Annotated in this window: 14 protein-coding genes; 6 read left to right on the top strand and 8 right to left on the bottom strand. The window is 69.2% G+C overall.

All coding sequences use genetic code 11. The features are described 5' to 3' along the window. Positions 1-107: 107 nt before the first annotated feature. From ACXPWS_RS07585 to ACXPWS_RS07575, 3 genes are all read right to left on the bottom strand, one after another. Complete coding sequence (locus ACXPWS_RS07585; RefSeq protein ID WP_458711856.1) at positions 108-740, bottom strand: GIY-YIG nuclease family protein; 633 nt, start codon at positions 738-740, stop codon at positions 108-110. A 23-nt stretch (positions 741-763) separates the two neighbouring features. After that, positions 764-4,954 (bottom strand): Ig-like domain-containing protein, encoded by a 4,191-nt coding sequence (locus ACXPWS_RS07580; RefSeq protein WP_458711855.1) that lies wholly within the window; start codon positions 4,952-4,954, stop codon positions 764-766. 173 nt (positions 4,955-5,127) lie between these two features. Next, entirely contained in the window at positions 5,128-5,652 is a 525-nt protein-coding gene (locus tag ACXPWS_RS07575; RefSeq protein WP_458711854.1) for a nitroreductase/quinone reductase family protein, read from the bottom strand. 26 nt (positions 5,653-5,678) lie between these two features. Between ACXPWS_RS07575 and ACXPWS_RS07570 the strand changes: the two genes are divergently transcribed. Further along, positions 5,679-6,836 (top strand): acyltransferase family protein, encoded by a 1,158-nt coding sequence (locus tag ACXPWS_RS07570; protein WP_458711853.1) that lies wholly within the window; start codon positions 5,679-5,681, stop codon positions 6,834-6,836. Here the strand turns inward: ACXPWS_RS07570 and ACXPWS_RS07565 are convergent. After that, positions 6,833-7,714: an LLM class flavin-dependent oxidoreductase gene (locus tag ACXPWS_RS07565; protein WP_458713447.1), complete on the bottom strand. Its 882-nt coding sequence runs from the start codon at positions 7,712-7,714 to the stop codon at positions 6,833-6,835. The two genes, ACXPWS_RS07570 and ACXPWS_RS07565, sit on opposite strands and share 4 nt — an antisense overlap. Before the next feature lie 55 nt (positions 7,715-7,769). On the opposite strand from ACXPWS_RS07565, the gene ACXPWS_RS07560 reads away from it, so the two are divergent. The 4 genes from ACXPWS_RS07560 to ACXPWS_RS07545 all read left to right on the top strand — a co-directional run bounded on the left by ACXPWS_RS07560 (position 7,770) and on the right by ACXPWS_RS07545 (position 11,099). After that, positions 7,770-8,183, top strand: coding sequence for a VOC family protein (locus tag ACXPWS_RS07560; protein ID WP_458711852.1), 414 nt, complete (start codon positions 7,770-7,772; stop codon positions 8,181-8,183). A 74-nt stretch (positions 8,184-8,257) separates the two neighbouring features. Next, positions 8,258-9,574: a sensor histidine kinase gene (locus ACXPWS_RS07555; protein WP_458711851.1), complete on the top strand. Its 1,317-nt coding sequence runs from the start codon at positions 8,258-8,260 to the stop codon at positions 9,572-9,574. Next, on the top strand, positions 9,562-10,206 hold the full coding sequence (locus ACXPWS_RS07550) for a response regulator (protein WP_458711850.1): 645 nt from the start codon (positions 9,562-9,564) through the stop codon (positions 10,204-10,206). Before ACXPWS_RS07555 ends, ACXPWS_RS07550 begins: the two co-directional genes overlap by 13 nt. Positions 10,207-10,232: 26 nt before the next feature. Further along, positions 10,233-11,099 carry a DUF4097 family beta strand repeat-containing protein gene (locus ACXPWS_RS07545; protein ID WP_458711849.1) on the top strand — a complete coding sequence of 289 codons (867 nt, stop codon included), beginning with the start codon at positions 10,233-10,235 and terminating at the stop codon, positions 11,097-11,099. On the opposite strand, the gene ACXPWS_RS07540 is transcribed toward ACXPWS_RS07545, so the two are convergent. Beyond that, a complete protein-coding gene (locus ACXPWS_RS07540) occupies positions 11,092-12,108 on the bottom strand; it encodes a nitronate monooxygenase (RefSeq protein ID WP_458711848.1) in 1,017 nt (338 codons plus the stop codon). The genes ACXPWS_RS07545 and ACXPWS_RS07540 overlap by 8 nt on opposite strands. A gap of 104 nt (positions 12,109-12,212) precedes the next feature. Between ACXPWS_RS07540 and ACXPWS_RS07535 the strand changes: the two genes are divergently transcribed. Further along, positions 12,213-12,602 carry a VOC family protein gene (locus tag ACXPWS_RS07535; protein ID WP_458711847.1) on the top strand — a complete coding sequence of 130 codons (390 nt, stop codon included), beginning with the start codon at positions 12,213-12,215 and terminating at the stop codon, positions 12,600-12,602. Between the two features lie 26 nt (positions 12,603-12,628). Here ACXPWS_RS07535 and ACXPWS_RS07530 read toward each other — a convergent pair whose 3' ends face one another. From ACXPWS_RS07530 to ACXPWS_RS07520, 3 genes are read right to left on the bottom strand one after another with little or no spacing between them, the layout of a single operon-like run. Beyond that, positions 12,629-13,099 (bottom strand): Rrf2 family transcriptional regulator, encoded by a 471-nt coding sequence (locus ACXPWS_RS07530; protein ID WP_458711846.1) that lies wholly within the window; start codon positions 13,097-13,099, stop codon positions 12,629-12,631. Positions 13,100-13,125: 26 nt separating this feature from the next. Further along, positions 13,126-13,815, bottom strand: coding sequence for a pyridoxamine 5'-phosphate oxidase family protein (locus tag ACXPWS_RS07525; protein ID WP_458711845.1), 690 nt, complete (start codon positions 13,813-13,815; stop codon positions 13,126-13,128). 55 nt (positions 13,816-13,870) lie between these two features. Next, positions 13,871-14,464 carry a cysteine hydrolase family protein gene (locus tag ACXPWS_RS07520; protein WP_458711844.1) on the bottom strand — a complete coding sequence of 198 codons (594 nt, stop codon included), beginning with the start codon at positions 14,462-14,464 and terminating at the stop codon, positions 13,871-13,873. Positions 14,465-14,468: the final 4 nt, after the last annotated feature.

The following is a 14,468-nucleotide window of genomic DNA, read 5'->3' as shown; positions in this document are numbered from 1 at the left end:
AAACCTAAGGTAGAGAACCCACCCACCACGGGGACGTCAGTCAGGTTCGAATCCTGCCGGGGGCACCCATTTCACCGGGCGGATGCAGGTCAAGCCCTGCGCACCGGCTACGACCACTCCGCGAGCACCCGCAACTTCCCGGCCTTCACCGCCGCCTCCTTGCGCCGCCGCTTGAGCTCCGGGGCGAAGGCGTTACGCCCGTTCTCCTGGAAGTTCAGCGGCAGGTCCAGCGCGTCGATCAGCTTGGGTTCCAGGTACCACGGCTCGGGGTGCAGCACCCAGGACACCGCGGCGTTCTCGGCCATCCAGCGGGTCAGCACGGCTTCGCCGCCGGCGAAGGTCTGTCGTTTGCCCGATCCGATGCGGCGCAGCTCGAAGCCGAGCTGTTCGCCGAGCAGCACCCCGAGTGACTTACGCAGCGTGGACCCGTCGGCGCCGGCGTTGTTCGCACCGAAGTGGTACCGGATCCGCTTACGCAGGTCCTGCGGAATCTGGGCCTTGCCGTCGGTCCGCGGCGGACCGGGGCTGATCCCGACGTACAGCAGCGTCCAGCCCTCTCGCTGCGCGCAGCCGGAGACATCGATGCCGTCGGGCACCTCCCGGAACCACCAGCCGTGCGCGCCGGCCGCGGCGGGCACCGGGCAGGGGTCGGCGAACACCTCGTCACGCGTATACCGCTGAGCATCAAGAAAATTCGTGACCGCAACTGCGGCCCTCTTCGAGGACATCGACTCAGCCATCTGGTCAGCGTAGCCGCAGGTGACTACAGCACGGAGTCGTCGGCCCCGGCGTTGATGGCCTGGTTCTCCCCGATCACGTCCTGGACCACACCCCAGGCCGGCTTGGGCGTCCAATCCTCGTGCAGCAACCCGAACGTGTCCTGGACCGGGTCACCGGACTGATAGTCGGCGAAGGTGTGGATGAACGCCGGGCCGGCGAAGTCCAGGGTGCGCCAGGTGCGCAGGAAGTCACCGATGTATGCGGCCTGGACGGCCTCGGAGACATCCGAGGTGGGCTCGCCGTACTCGGTGGCCCAGATCTTCTTGGTGCCGTCGCCGTTGGCGACCATCACCGCGTGCAGCTGTTCGGCCTGGGTGAGCGGCACACCGGCGTGGCCCTCCCCCGCCGAGAACAGCACCGAATACAGATAGGGGTGAAAGGCCAGTGCATCGAAGTATCCGGCCGCGCCCGCGGCGTACATCTGCGACAGGAACGTGACCGGATTGATCGCCGGTCCGCCGGGCGTTTCCATCACCGCTGCCACCGAACCCGCGATGACAACGGCGTCCGGGTCCGCGCCCTTGATGGCGGTGTAGGCGACCTTGAGCAGGGCGGTGTACTGCGCCGCGTCCGGGGTGGGCGCCCAGAAACCGCTGTAGTTGGGCTCGTTCCACACCTCGTAGTCGGCGATCTGGCCCTGGTACCGGGTGGCCACCGCGGTGACGAAGTCGCCGAAGGCGTTCAGGTCCGCCGGCGCCCCGGCGTAGTCGGGTTGGCCGGGCACCGCCGCCCATTGCGGGGTCGAGTTGATCGCGGCGAGCACCTTGATGCCGTTGGCGTTGGCACTGGTGATCATCCGGTCCACCGCAGCCCAGTCGAAGGTGCCGTCTTCTGGTTCGACGCCGCCCCAGGGCAACATGATCCGGATGGTGCCGACGCCGGCGTTCTTCAGCAGCGCCATCGCCTTGTCAGTGTCGGTCTGCGAGTAGAAGTACATCTGCTGGGTGGTGACGGCCACTGTGGTCGCACGCTGGTCGATGGCGGTGGCCGACGGCGGCGCGATGACGACATCGACCGTGGCCGTGGTTGTTCCGCCGAAGGCGTCGCGGATGTCGACGGTGAAGCTGTCGGTGTCCTCGCCGGCGGTCACCAGCGCGCGGTACCGGGCGTCGACATCGGGGGTGTAGGTGAACTTTCCGGTCGAACTGACCTTCACCTGTCCGTATGCCGGCCCGGAAGCCAGCGCGTAGGTCAACGCGTCACCGTCGTCGTCGATGGCGGAGACCGTGCCGGTCACGGTGCCGATGGCGGTCGACGTGTCCTGCACCGTGCCGACGCCGTCTCGGGGCGCCGTGTTCGCGACCGGGTTCGGGGCGATGGCCACCTTGACCGAAGTCGTTGTGGTGCCGCCGAATCCGTCGCTCACGGTGAAGGTGACGGTTTCGGTCTTGGTGGCCGAACTGGCCCCGGCCTTGGAGGCCGCCAGCCGGGCCGCGGCCGTGGGCGTGTAGGTGAACGAGCCGTCCGCGTTGACGACGATGGCACCCTTGGTGGTCTTGCCCGCCGTGTAGGTGAGGGTGTCGCCGTCTGCATCGGTTGCGCTGACCGTTCCGGTGGCCACTCCCGAGCGCGGGTCGGGGCTACCGGTAATCGCCTTGGCCCCAGTGGGTTTGATGTTGGCCGCGCCGATCTTGACGTTCACCGTGACGGGCACGACGCCGCCGTGGCCGTCGTCGACCGTGACGGTGAAGCTGTCCTGGCGCTGATCGTGCGTCGCTCCCGGCGCCAGGGCATCGGCGCGCGCCTGTGCCGACGGTGTGTAGGTGAACGCCCCGGTGCTGGATACGGTGACGGTGCCCTTCACCGGCTGCCCGGTCAACGTGTAGGTCCGCTTGTCGTTGTTGGCGTCCGCGCTCGCCACGCTGCCCTTGACGACACCGGTCGTCGTGCTGGGGTTGCCGATGGTCGTTTTGACGGTGGGCACCGCGTTCAGGGGCACGATCGCAAGCGGGATCGTGGTGGTCACCGTGCCGTAACGGCCGTCGGAGACCGTGACGGTGAACGAATCGGTGGTCACCGCGCCGGGGACGGCGGCCGCGTGCCGGGCGGTGGCGGTCGGTGTATAGGTGTACGTCCCGTCGGCGTTGAACACCAACGTGCCCTTGGTGGGTTTACCGGTCACCACGTAGGTCAGCGGGTCACCGTCGAAGTCGACGACACCGACCCGTCCGGTGAGCGCACCGGTCGTCGGATTGGACACCGACGCAACCGGATCGCTGGAGAACGGCGCGGTGTTCGGCGGGACCAGGGACACCACCCGAACGGTGCCGTTGTCCGGGTCGGTCACCCACATCGTCCTGCCGTCCGGGGTGAGCACCACACCGGATTGCGCGGAGGCCGCGGTGACCCCGACATTGGTGACCCCGACCACCGAGCCGTCGGTGGTGCGCAACGCAGCGACCAGGCCCGTCCTGGTGGTGACCATCAAGGCGCTCTTGTCCTTGGTGAGCGCGATACCGGACAGCGGTTGCCCGACGTTCAGGGTGCCCGCTGTGCCTGCGACGAGGTCGATCAGGGTGACGCCGCCGTCCGCGTCGGCGACGTAGACCTTGCCGTAGGTGGAGTCGACCGCGATACCCACCGGGGTGCCACCGACGTCGACGATCGAGGTGGCCGTCGACGCGCCGGACGCGAAGAACGAGACATTGCCGCCGCCAGCAGATTTCGTGCTGACGACGAAGATCATCTTGCCGTTGGCGCTCACGGCGAGCTCGGTGGGCGTCAGGCCGGCAGCCAGGGTGACGGTGCCGGCGAGCTTGTTGGTCGACGTGCTGATCTTGGTGACGGTCGCGGCAGCACCGTTGGCGATGTATACCGTGCTGCCGCTCGGATTGATGGTGATGGCGGTGGGATTGCCGACCGCGATGGTGGCCTTCACCGCGTTGGTCTTGGTGTCGATGACGGTGACGGTGTTGCCGGTCGAACTCGACACGTAGAGCCTGGTGCCGTCGGCTTTGACCGCGAGGCCGTCGGGCGCGTTGCCCGCCGCGAAGCTGGTGATGACGGTGTTCGTGGTGGTGTCGAAGACGGTCACTTTCCCGGTACTGCGATCGGTGACGTAGGCCCGGTTCCCCGAGGTGATGACCGCGCTCGGATCGGTGAGGCCGGTGAGGGCGGCTGCCGAGTAGAACGGCGACGGGCTGACCGGGATGTTCACCTGCACCAGCACGGGGTTGACGCCGTCGGTGACGGTGAGTGTCATACCGATGGTGTCGTCGGTGGGCGTCGCCGACGCGTCGAACCGCTGCGTCGTGGTCGGCGTGTAGGTGAACGTGGATGTCTTGGCGTTGTAGGCCAGCGTGCCCGTGGCCGCCGGGCTGGACAGCCCGACGGCCACCTTCTTGCCTTCCGGATCCGAGGCGACCAGCTTGCCCACCACCGTGCCCGTCGTCGCATCGGGACGGCCCCACGTCACCGTTGCGGTGGGCGGCTGGTTCACCACCACGGCGGCGACGGTCTGGGTCGCCATCGAACTCACCTGCTGCTCGGTCTGTCCCACCTGGCGGCGGGCGGCAGCCAGCATCACCCACGCCAGCGGCGACTCCGCAGGGCCGCCGGGCAGCATGCTCAACAACGAGGACAGCAGCGGCCGCAGGGCCTTGGTCAGCAGATTGCCGACGGCTTGAATCGGGTTCGTCACGACCGGTTTGGGCGCCGTGACCGCGGCGGGAACGGCAGTGACGGCCTGCAGGGTCGCGACGGCCGATACCGCGGCATGCACCACGGCGGGTTCGTTCGCCGGGTCGGGTGCCGCAGAGGTGGCCGTCTTCGCCCGCGCCTGGGGCGCCGGCGCATCGACGGACGACGATTCGGTGGCCCGGGTGTGTGGTTTGGCGGTCGCCTTCTTCTTGGCCTTCGGTTTGGCGGTGATCGCCGCATCGGCACCGGTATGCGAATCTTTCGGGCCGGTCGTCACCACCACGGGGTCCGGGTCTTGCACCTTGACCGGGTCCGATTTCGGGGTCTCGGATTCGGCGGGCGACGAAGCCGCCGGCGCCGAGTGGCCGGTGGTATCGGTGCCGGACGTCGAGGAGTCCGATGTCGAGGAGGGCGACGAAGAATCCTCGGGAGTGGCCCAGGCGATACCGGCCGGCGCCGCGACCGCCGACCCGATGCCCAGCGCGACGGCCAGTGCGCCGACCCGGCCGATGTGTGCGCCGTACCGCAGTGGCATTGCGCCTCCTCATCGGCCGCCGGCGGGTCACCGTGGGGAGCGCCGGCCTGGTTTCAACTGCATAAAGCGGCAGTAATTGTCGGCAGTGTAACTGTTTGCCCGGCGCCGCCGATGGCTGTTCGGTGGATTTGCTGCGCTTCGTCTGTGTGCGGGGACCGTTCGGCGGCTGCGGATCACTCGCGACGCGGGGTGAGCCGGAAGGCCGGGATATGCCGACCCGTTTTGGCGGTCTTTGCCCGATAGTCGGCATAGCCGCCGTACGCCTGCTCGGCCAGCGCGTAGATCCGCGCGTACTCGTCGGGTTCGGTGATCTCTGTCGCGACGAACTTCTCGTCGCCGAATTCGCACTCGGGGTGGGCCTTGAGGTTGTGATACCACTTCGGGTTCTTCCGGCTGCCGAAGTTGGACGCGATCAGGATCGGGTCCCCGTCGTCATGGAAGTAGGCCAGTTGGTGCACCTTCGGCTCGTGCGACTTGGCTCCGATCGTGGTCAGCGGCGCCTGGTCGACGGCGCCCACCAGCGAGGTGTAGCTGCGGCCGGTCAGCCGGTAGAACCACGGGTCGATATGGCGCGCGATCCGTCGCGCGAAAAGCTGGCCCGGCGCCGACCTGCCGAAGGTCTCGGCCAGCGTGGCGAACGGACCGTGCTTCTTGTGCGGGTCGGCATACGGCAGCGGCATGACATCCCGGATACCCACAAAAATAGTTAGCTACACTTGAAGAAATGACTGCCGGCCCGTTCCTCCCGCTACGGCCGGCCCCTTCACCGGTCCGCGAGTCCACGTCCCGTCAGCCCTCCCTCACCGGATTGCGGGCCGTGGCCGCGCTGATGGTGGTCGGCACCCACGCCTCGTTCGCCACCGGCGCCGGCAACCTCGGCTATGCCGGCGCCTTGCTGGGACACCTGGACATCGGCGTGCCGATCTTCTTCGCACTCTCGGGATTCCTGTTGTTCCGGCCGTGGGTACGTGCCGCCGACGGTCGCGAATCCGGCACGGCGCGACCGCAACTCCGCCGCTATGCCGCGGCCCGGTTCCGGCGCATCATGCCCGGCTACGCCACGGCCGTGCTGTTCACCTACGTGGTCTATCTGTACTTCACCCCGGGCCCGAATCCCGGTCAGACCTGGGTCGGGTTGCTGCGCCATCTCACCCTGACGCAGATCTACACCGACAACTTCCTGGTCACCTATCTTCATCCGGGGCTGTCCCAGATGTGGAGCCTGGCCGTCGAGGCCTCGTTCTACGCCGCGCTCCCCCTGCTGGCGCACCTGCTACTGGGACGGCGGCCGGGCGTGCTGCTGGCCGGACTCGGTGCGCTCGCCGCGGTCGCACCGCTCTGGCTGCTGGTGGTGCTGCACACCGACTGGTTGCCCAACTCCGCGGGGATGTGGTTGCCCGCGCATCTCGCGGCGTTCGCCGCCGGAATGGCGCTGGCGGTGCTGCACCAGAACGAGATACGGGTGCGCGCGGCAGTCACCCTTCCGGTGGCGGCGCTGGCCTACCTGGTCGCCGCCGCCCCGCTCGGTGCGGATCCGATATGCAGGGCATTGCTGTACGCGGGCATCGCGCTGATGGTGACGGCGCCGCTCGTCCTCGGCGACACCGGGCGGTGGACACGGCTGCTCGGCAGCCGGCCGATGGTGTGGCTGGGCAACCTGTCCTACGAGATCTTTCTACTCCACGTGGTGATCATGGCGACCACGATGCACCTGGTGCTGCGCTGGCCACTGTTCACCGGATCGACAATCGTGCTCATCGTCGTGACGCTGGCCGTCACGGTGCCATTGGCATGGCTGCTGCGGGAGGCAACCGGACCACGCGGCATCCGAAAGCCGTTGAACCCCAACAGCGGCGGAAAACGCGGGCCGGCGCTGGTTTAGCCGAACTCCTGCACCGCGTCGGCGACGCGACGCAGCTGGCCGATATCCGAGGACGTCGGGATGAGATGCACTTCGTCGGTGCCGATCTCGGCGAACCGGCGCAACACGGCGAGGAGCTCATCCTCGGTGCCGGCCCACCCCGTGCCGGGAGCCATCGCGTCGACGATGTCGGCGGGGATCCAGTTCATGTAGCGGCGCAGATGCCGGTGCACCTGGTCGCGGGCGGCGCCGGGCTCGCCGAGGGCGAACCAGAACGATGTGGCCAGGTGCGGCGCGGGCCGACCGGCTTGCGCCCATGCGGTCCTAGCGACCTCGAAGAGCTCGTCCTGCTTGACCACGTCGAGATCCAGCGTGGTGCCGGCCAATCCGGCCGCCCAGCTCGCCGCGCTGCGCACGGTCTTGGGCCCCAAGGTGCCGACCAGCAGTTCGGGCCCGCCCGGCTGCACCGGCGCCGGACCGACCGGCAGCACCGAATCGGTCACCTTCTCCCCCGCCCACACCCGCTTCATCACCGCGACGCGGTCGGCCAGCTGGCGGACGGTCTGGGTGGCCGGGTCCGCCCCGGCCGCAAGGTAATCCTCGTGCCGGCCGCCGACCCCCAGCCCCACCGTGAGCCGGCCCCCGCTGAGCACGTCGCCGGTCGCCAGTGCCTTCGCCAGCAGCACGGGGTCGTGCAGTTGCGGCACCACCACAGTGGTCACCAGGCGCACCCGGTCGGTCCAGGCCGCCAGCGCCCCGAGCAGGGTCAGCGAGTCCGGATTGTCGAACGCGACACGCTCACCCCAGCACAACGACGAAAAGGGTCCCTCGTCGATGGTGGTCGCCCACTGTCGGAGGATCGCGGCATCCAGTTCCGGTTCCATCACCGGCAGCGTCATTCCCACTCGCACGTCCGGGATTCTGGCACGGGGCGCGGGCTGCCAGTATGTGGCTATGGCGATCTCCACGACATCCATCGCGCACGTGCGGCTCACCGTGACCGATATCGAACGGTCGCGGCAGTTCTACGAGGGTGTCTTCGGCTGGCCGGTGCTAATCGAGACGCCGGTCGGCGCCGATGCCGCGACCAGGGACGCACTGGCGTTTCTGTACGGCGGGGTGATCTACGACCTGGGTGGCACCCTGATCGGGCTGCGCCCGGTCGGCGCCGATCGGTTCGACGAGGACCGCACCGGCCTGGATCACCTGGCCTTCCGGCTGGCCGACAGGACCGAGCTGGACGCCGCGGCCGCGCATCTGGACACCCTCGGCATCGCCCATGAACCCGTCAAGGACATCGGGCCCTCCCTCGTCCTGGAGTTCCGTGACCCGGACAACATCGCGCTGGAACTGACCGCGCCCAGGTAGCCGGGGGTTATCCCCCGCACAGTTCGGCGGAAAACGCGGTGTCGCAGCGAGCCGACGGTCCATAGGTTGTTCTCATGGTCGCAATTTGGTCCGGTCCAAGAAACGACACCGCAGAGGTCGCCGACGGCGCGCAGGTGCAGCTCCCCCGCCGTCACCTCGGGGTGGTGCCCACCGCCTCCATGGTCGCCGGCGCCGCCGTCGCCACCGTGTGGCTGTGGATTCCGTTGTCGATCATGGTCATTGGCATCTCCTCCATCCCATCGGTGATCGGCTTCGCGCTCTCGGCGGTGGTGTTCGTCTACCTGATGCGCGGTGTCGAATGGGTCGAACGGGTGCGCAGCGAGGCGGTGTTCGGCCTGCAGATAGCGGTGCCGCCACGGGCGATGTCGCCGTACACGGGATTTCAGCGCTGGGCCCACCAACTGTGGCTGGACATCAGCAGCAGCCGATTCTGGAAGGGTGTCGGCCAGCATTACCTGCGGATGACCTACGACCTGGTGGTCTGCACGCTGGCCCTGGCCCTGTTGACGTTCGCCTTCCTGGCCCCCGCCTTCGCCTCGGCGATCCGCCGCAGTGACGCCGACTCCGGGCTGTCCTTCATCTCCCCGCCGCTGGCCTGGTTGCTGGCCGTCGTCGCGCTGGGCGCCGCGGTCGCGCTGCTGGTGTTCGCGCCCGCCGTCGACGCGAAGATCGACCGCTGGCTGCTGGCCGCCTCGCCCACCGCGGCGCTGCAGTACCAGGTGAGCGCGCTGTCGCAGGCCCGGCAGGGGGCGGTGTCCTCGGCGCAGACCGAACGCCACCGCATCGAGCGCGACCTGCACGACAGCGTGCAGCCCCGGCTGGTGTCGCTGGCGATGACCATCGGTCTGGCCCAGACCAAACTCGACACCGACCCGGCCGCGGCCAGGGAGCTGATCGGTGAGGCGCATGCCGACGCGATGAGCGCGCTGGCCGAGCTGCGCAATGTGGTGCGCGGGATCGCCCCGACCATCCTGACCGACCGTGGCCTGGATGCCGCCCTGTCGGCGGTGGTGCAGCGGGCCCAGATCTCGGGCGTGCCCACCACCCTGGACATCCATCTACCCAGGCGGTTGCCGGACGAGATCGAATCGGTCGCCTATTTCGTGGTGGCGGAGGCCCTCACCAATGTGGCCAAGCACGCCCACGCCGGTCAGGCCGTGGTGACGGTGCGCCTCGATGAGACAGCCGAGGCACTTCACGTGTCGGTGTTCGACGACGGCCGCGGTGGCGCCGAGACCGGAGCCGGCGAGGATGCCACGGGTCTGCGGGGCCTGACCGAGCGGGTGCGCGCCGCCGGCGGCACCTTCACGGTGTCCAGCCCGGACACCGGCCCCACCATGGTGACGGCGGTGCTGCCATGCGCATCGTGATCGCCGAGGATTCGGCACTGCTGCGCGCGGGCATCGAACGCATCCTCGCCGACGCCGGGCACCAGGTCGTCGCCGGTGTCCCGGACGCCACCGGCTTGCTGCACATCGTCAACTCCGAACACCCGGATCTGGCCATCGTGGACGTCCGGATGCCGCCGACGTTCACCGACGAAGGCATCCGCGCCGCGGCCCTGCTGCGCTCACAGAACCCCGAGTCCGCGGTCCTGGTGCTGTCGCACTACGTCGAGGAGCGGTACGCCGCCGACCTGATCGCCTCCGACACCAAGGGATTCGGCTATCTGCTCAAGGACCGGGTGGCCGACGTGCCGGCATTCCTGGACGCGGTGCAGGTGGTCGGCGGCGGCGGAACGGTGCTCGATCCCGAGGTGGTCTCGCAGATCCTGGTGCGTTCGCGGCGCCGCGTCGTGCTCGACGAGCTGACACCGCGCGAGCGGGAAGTGTTGCAGCTCATGGCCGAAGGGAAATCGAATTCGGCGATCAGCGCCGCACTGCACGTCTCGGTCGGATCGGCCGAGAAGCACATCGCGTCCATCTTCGCCAAGTTGACGCTCACCCCCGACGACAGCGAGAACCGCCGCGTGCTGGCAGTGCTGCGCTACCTCGAATCCTGACTCGACACCCCTGGAAGGGAATCGCTGTGACCACTACCCTCACCCCGCCGGCCGGCCCGCCGCCACTGTCCGGCGGCGGACGAAGCATCATCCGTGTCCTGCTCGTCGCCACCGCGATCGTCGTCATCGTCGGCGCGGTCGCCGCGGTGGCGGCGCTGGCCTGGGGGCTGAGCGCGTTCCGGGTGGTGACCGACCACCAGACGCTGCCCGCGGCGATCAAGTCGCTGACCCTGGACACCGCCAATTCCCCGGTGGCCGTGCGGATCATCGCCGACCGCAACGCCACCGAGCCCCGCATCGACCTGCGCATGGTGGCATCCAGCCGGAGCAACGATCAGTATCTGCGGGTCACCGGTGACACCAACGGCACCCAGGTCACCGTCGACGGCGCGGCGCACGGGATCCTGGACTTCGGCGATCCCGGCGAGGTCACCGTCACCCTGCCGCCGGAGACCGGGCGACGGCTCGCGCTGACCGTGCGCCAGGACACCGGGGTGCTGATCGCGCAGGCCGATCTGGATCAGCTGACCGCCAGCACCTCGGACGGCGCGGTGGTACTGCGCGGCGCGGTCCGGCGCATCGAGGTGCGCGCCCAGGACGGCGATATCACGGCGCGGCAACCCATTTCGGTGGCGGAATCGTTCGACGCGGCCACCACGGACGGCAACATCTCGGTGAACTTCGCCGACGTCGCGCCGCGCCGAGTGGACGCGGTGACCCGCGACGGCGACATCTCCCTGTCACTGCCTGCCCCGGGACCGTACGCGGTGCACGCCCAGTCCGGCGGCTCGGCCAGCGTCCGGGTGCCGGAGACGACGGACCCGGCCCGGGCCGCCGCCCAGGTCAACGTCCGCTCCGACGAGGGCAACGTGTCGATCGACACGCTCAGGTGAGAGCGGCGATGATCCGCGCGGCCGGACCCGAGGTGACCTGCCGGAAACCGGTCCCGGCCCAGATGTTGGTGGCCTGCGGATCTCCGGCCCGCACCGACGCGGCGCGCACCGGGCTGGTCAGGTAGTGCACCTCGGGGTAGCCCAACGGGGCCGCACCGTCGTGCTCATCGATGAACCGGTTGCGCAGCCCGCGCGCGTACCGTCCGGAGAATGCTTTCGTCACAACGGTTTCGGTGAATTCCGGGTTCTGCAGCGCGGCGCGGTGCACCGGGCTGCTACCGGCCTCGTCGGCGAGCAGGAACGCGGTGCCCAGTTGCGCGGCGGCGGCGCCGGCTGCCAGCACCCGGCCGACATCCTCTGCGGTCATCAGGCCACCGGCCGCCACCACCGGAACCTCCGTCGCCGCGAGCACCTCGGCCAGCAGCCCGTCGAGGGGCTGGCCGGCCGGCCGCGCCGCGGGGTCATAGGTGCCGCGATGGCCGCCGGCCGCCGGCCCCTGCACCGCCAATACATCGACGCCCCGGCCGGCCGCCTCGCGCGCCTCGGCCAGCGTGGTGACGGTGGCGACGGTCGTGATGCCCGCGGCACGTAGCCGGGCCGTCTCGTCGGCACCGGGTGCCCCGAAGGTGAAGGACACCACCTCCGGCCGGATGTCGAGGACAACCTCCAGTTTGGCCGCCCAATCGTCGTCGTTGAATTTCGGCTCCCCCAGGGCGACCCCGTAACGGTCGGCTTCACCGGCCAGCTCGGCGACATACCGGTCGATATCGCCGGGTTGCACCGCGCTGGGTTGGGGGGCAAACAGATTCGCCCCGAGCGGCCGGGAGGTCAGCGTGCGGGCGGCGCTCAGCTTTTCGGCGAACTTGTCCGCGCTCAGGTATCCCGCGGCGATGAAGCCGAGGCCACCGGCCGCGGAGCCGGCCGCGGCGAGTTCCGGGGTGGACGGGCCGCCGGCCATCGGCGCCACCAGGATGGGGGCCGTCAGGTCCCACAGGTCGAAGTCACCCATCACACACCGCCCTTTCGCGCCGACATCGCAATCCGACAACACCGCCGGGCGCGGTCATCATCCCATCCTGGGCAGGTCGCCCGGACGGTGGTTGACTGGATGAAATGGCTATCACGTTCAACCACACCATCGTGGCCGCCGCCGACCGCGAGGAGTCGGCGACCTTCTTCACCGAGATCTTCGGGCTGCCGGCGGCCAGGGAGTTCGGCCCGTTCCTGGCCGTCGAGCTCAACCACGGCGTCAGCCTGGACTTCGCGCAGTTGCCCGGGGTTGCGGACATCCGTCCGCAGCACTACGCGTTCCTGGTCTCCGAGGCCGAGTTCGACGAAATCTACGGCCGGATCCGGGCACGGGGTCTGCAGCACTGGGCGGATCCGCACGGGCAGCACCCCGGCGAGATCAACCACAACGACGGCGGCCGTGGCGTCTACTTCCAGGACCCGGGCGGGCATTACCTGGAGATCCTCACCCGGCCGTACGGATCGGGGAGCTGAGCGACCGGCCCAGACGCCGTGCACGCTCAGGAATGACCGCGGTCGGTCTCCTGCCCCAGGTAGTCGGTGGCCAGTGTCGCGACGTGCGCCGGGAGCTCACCGGTGGCCACATCGGCCAGGGTGGTCTGCTCCAGCACCGACCGCATGCTGGCCCGCAGCGCGCGCCAGACATCGGTGAGCGCCGCGGTCGGTCCGGAGTACGGCAGGTCGCCCAGGCCGATGTCGCGCACGCTGGCCAGCGGCCCGTCGATGCAGCGCAGCACGTCGGCGATGCTGATCGCCGCCGCCGGGCGGGCCAGCTCGTACCCACCGTCGCGGCCGCGGTGACTGCGGACCAGGCGGTCGGTGCGCAGATCGGAGAGGATGTCGGCGAGGAACTGCGCCGGGATGCCCTGCGCGTTGGCCAGGTCGTCGGTCTTGACCAGCTCGCCCTCGTCGACGGTGGCCAACTGCACCATGGCGCGGACGGCGTACTCCGCCTTCGCCGACATCCGCATACCGCGGATTCTGCCAGGCGGGCCGGTCAGCCCACCGGCGGCGCGACGTTACGCACCATCCCGGTCATCCCGCGCACCGAATCGGGCACCGGGATGGACGGGTCGCAATCCGGTGCCGCCGCCGGCGTCCCGTAGGTCAGTTCCAGCGGGACGAGCCCGGCCCAGGCGCCCGCCTCGATATCGGATTCGGGGTCTTCCGACCAGCCCGCGCTGACTTTCAGCGACCAATTGTCCGCCCCGATCGGCAGCCGCAGCGCCATGCTGGCGGCCAGCTCCTTGCGGGTGCTCGGCCGCAGTTCGGCCACCCGTCCCGGGATGAAGGTGTCGGTCAGCGCGTTCAGGTAATCCGACTTCTCGGCTTCCGGAACGGCCTCGAAGGCCCCGAACAGCACCGCGCTGCGATAGCGGAACGACGACTCGAAACCGCTGCGCGCCACCACCACACCGTCCAGTGTGGTCACCGAGACCGCGGCGGGCGATCCGCCGGCCAGCGCCAGCAGCCAGGGCGAACCGGTCGAACCGTGGATCACCAATTCATCTGCCAGCCGGGCGAATCCGATCGGGAAAGCGATCGGATGCCCGTCCCGCACCAGCGCGACGGTGGCCAGCGGGGTGCTGTCGAGCAGTTCGTACAGCCCGGCCCGCGAGGTGTCCTGCTTCTCGCGCAGCCGGGTGACCCGGGTGGAAGGGTGGTTCGTCGGCGCCTCGGTGTTCACGCTGCAAGCTTCGCCGATGTCACGCGCCTTCGCCCGTCATTTATTGCCGGTGGGGTCAGTCCGGGATCTGCGCGCCGTCGCGCACCACCACGGCGAACAGATCCGACAGCGCGGCCAGGCTGGCGGCCTGGACGGCAGCGGCGGACACCGGACCGTCGGGACCGGGCAACGATCGGGTGGCGGTGGCCGCCGATACCACCGTCGGGGCGAACCCGAGATTGAACGCGCCGCGGGCAGTGGAGTTGACACACATGTGCGTCATGAACCCGGTCAGGATCAGGTTCGACGCCCCGACGGTCTTCAGTTCGGACTCAAAATCGGTCTGCACGAACGAGTTCGGGTAATTCTTGACGATCACCGGCTCGCCACCCCGCGGGGCGACCTGCGCGGCGATGGCACCCGACTCCCCCGTGATGTCGTACAGCGAGCCGGGGCCGTCGTCGTGCTGGATGTGGATGACCGGGATCCCGGCGGTGCGAGCGCGATCCAGCAGTGCCGCCGTCTCGTCCAGTGCGGCCGCCACACCGTCGAGTTCCATCACCCCGTGGGTATAGGTGTTCTGGCAGTCGATGAGGATGAGGGTGGACTCGGACAGTGGAGCCGGAGACGCCGGCAGGCTGGCCAGTTCGCGCAAGGTCGGTCGGGTCATCCCA

The organism is Mycobacterium sp. BMJ-28, assembly GCF_054404835.1.
The sequence above is the reverse complement of the archived record's forward strand: the minus strand, read 5'-3'. Positions and strand labels throughout refer to the sequence as shown.

What these genes read in the sequence shown, in the direction of transcription:
- ACXPWS_RS07585 (WP_458711856.1), bottom strand. Translation starts at nt 740, where the DNA reads ATGGCTGAGTCGATGTCCTCGAAGAGGGCCGCAGTTGCGGTCACGAAT.
- ACXPWS_RS07530 (WP_458711846.1), bottom strand. Translation starts at nt 13,099, where the DNA reads ATGCGGATGTCGGCGAAGGCGGAGTACGCCGTCCGCGCCATGGTGCAG.
- ACXPWS_RS07565 (WP_458713447.1), bottom strand. Translation starts at nt 7,714, where the DNA reads ATGACGCTGCCGGTGATGGAACCGGAACTGGATGCCGCGATCCTCCGA.
- ACXPWS_RS07580 (WP_458711855.1), bottom strand. Translation starts at nt 4,954, where the DNA reads ATGCCACTGCGGTACGGCGCACACATCGGCCGGGTCGGCGCACTGGCC.
- ACXPWS_RS07555 (WP_458711851.1), top strand. Translation starts at nt 8,258, where the DNA reads ATGGTCGCAATTTGGTCCGGTCCAAGAAACGACACCGCAGAGGTCGCC.
- ACXPWS_RS07535 (WP_458711847.1), top strand. Translation starts at nt 12,213, where the DNA reads ATGGCTATCACGTTCAACCACACCATCGTGGCCGCCGCCGACCGCGAG.
- ACXPWS_RS07520 (WP_458711844.1), bottom strand. Translation starts at nt 14,464, where the DNA reads ATGACCCGACCGACCTTGCGCGAACTGGCCAGCCTGCCGGCGTCTCCG.
- ACXPWS_RS07560 (WP_458711852.1), top strand. Translation starts at nt 7,770, where the DNA reads ATGGCGATCTCCACGACATCCATCGCGCACGTGCGGCTCACCGTGACC.
- ACXPWS_RS07570 (WP_458711853.1), top strand. Translation starts at nt 5,679, where the DNA reads ATGACTGCCGGCCCGTTCCTCCCGCTACGGCCGGCCCCTTCACCGGTC.
- ACXPWS_RS07550 (WP_458711850.1), top strand. Translation starts at nt 9,562, where the DNA reads ATGCGCATCGTGATCGCCGAGGATTCGGCACTGCTGCGCGCGGGCATC.
- ACXPWS_RS07540 (WP_458711848.1), bottom strand. Translation starts at nt 12,108, where the DNA reads ATGGGTGACTTCGACCTGTGGGACCTGACGGCCCCCATCCTGGTGGCG.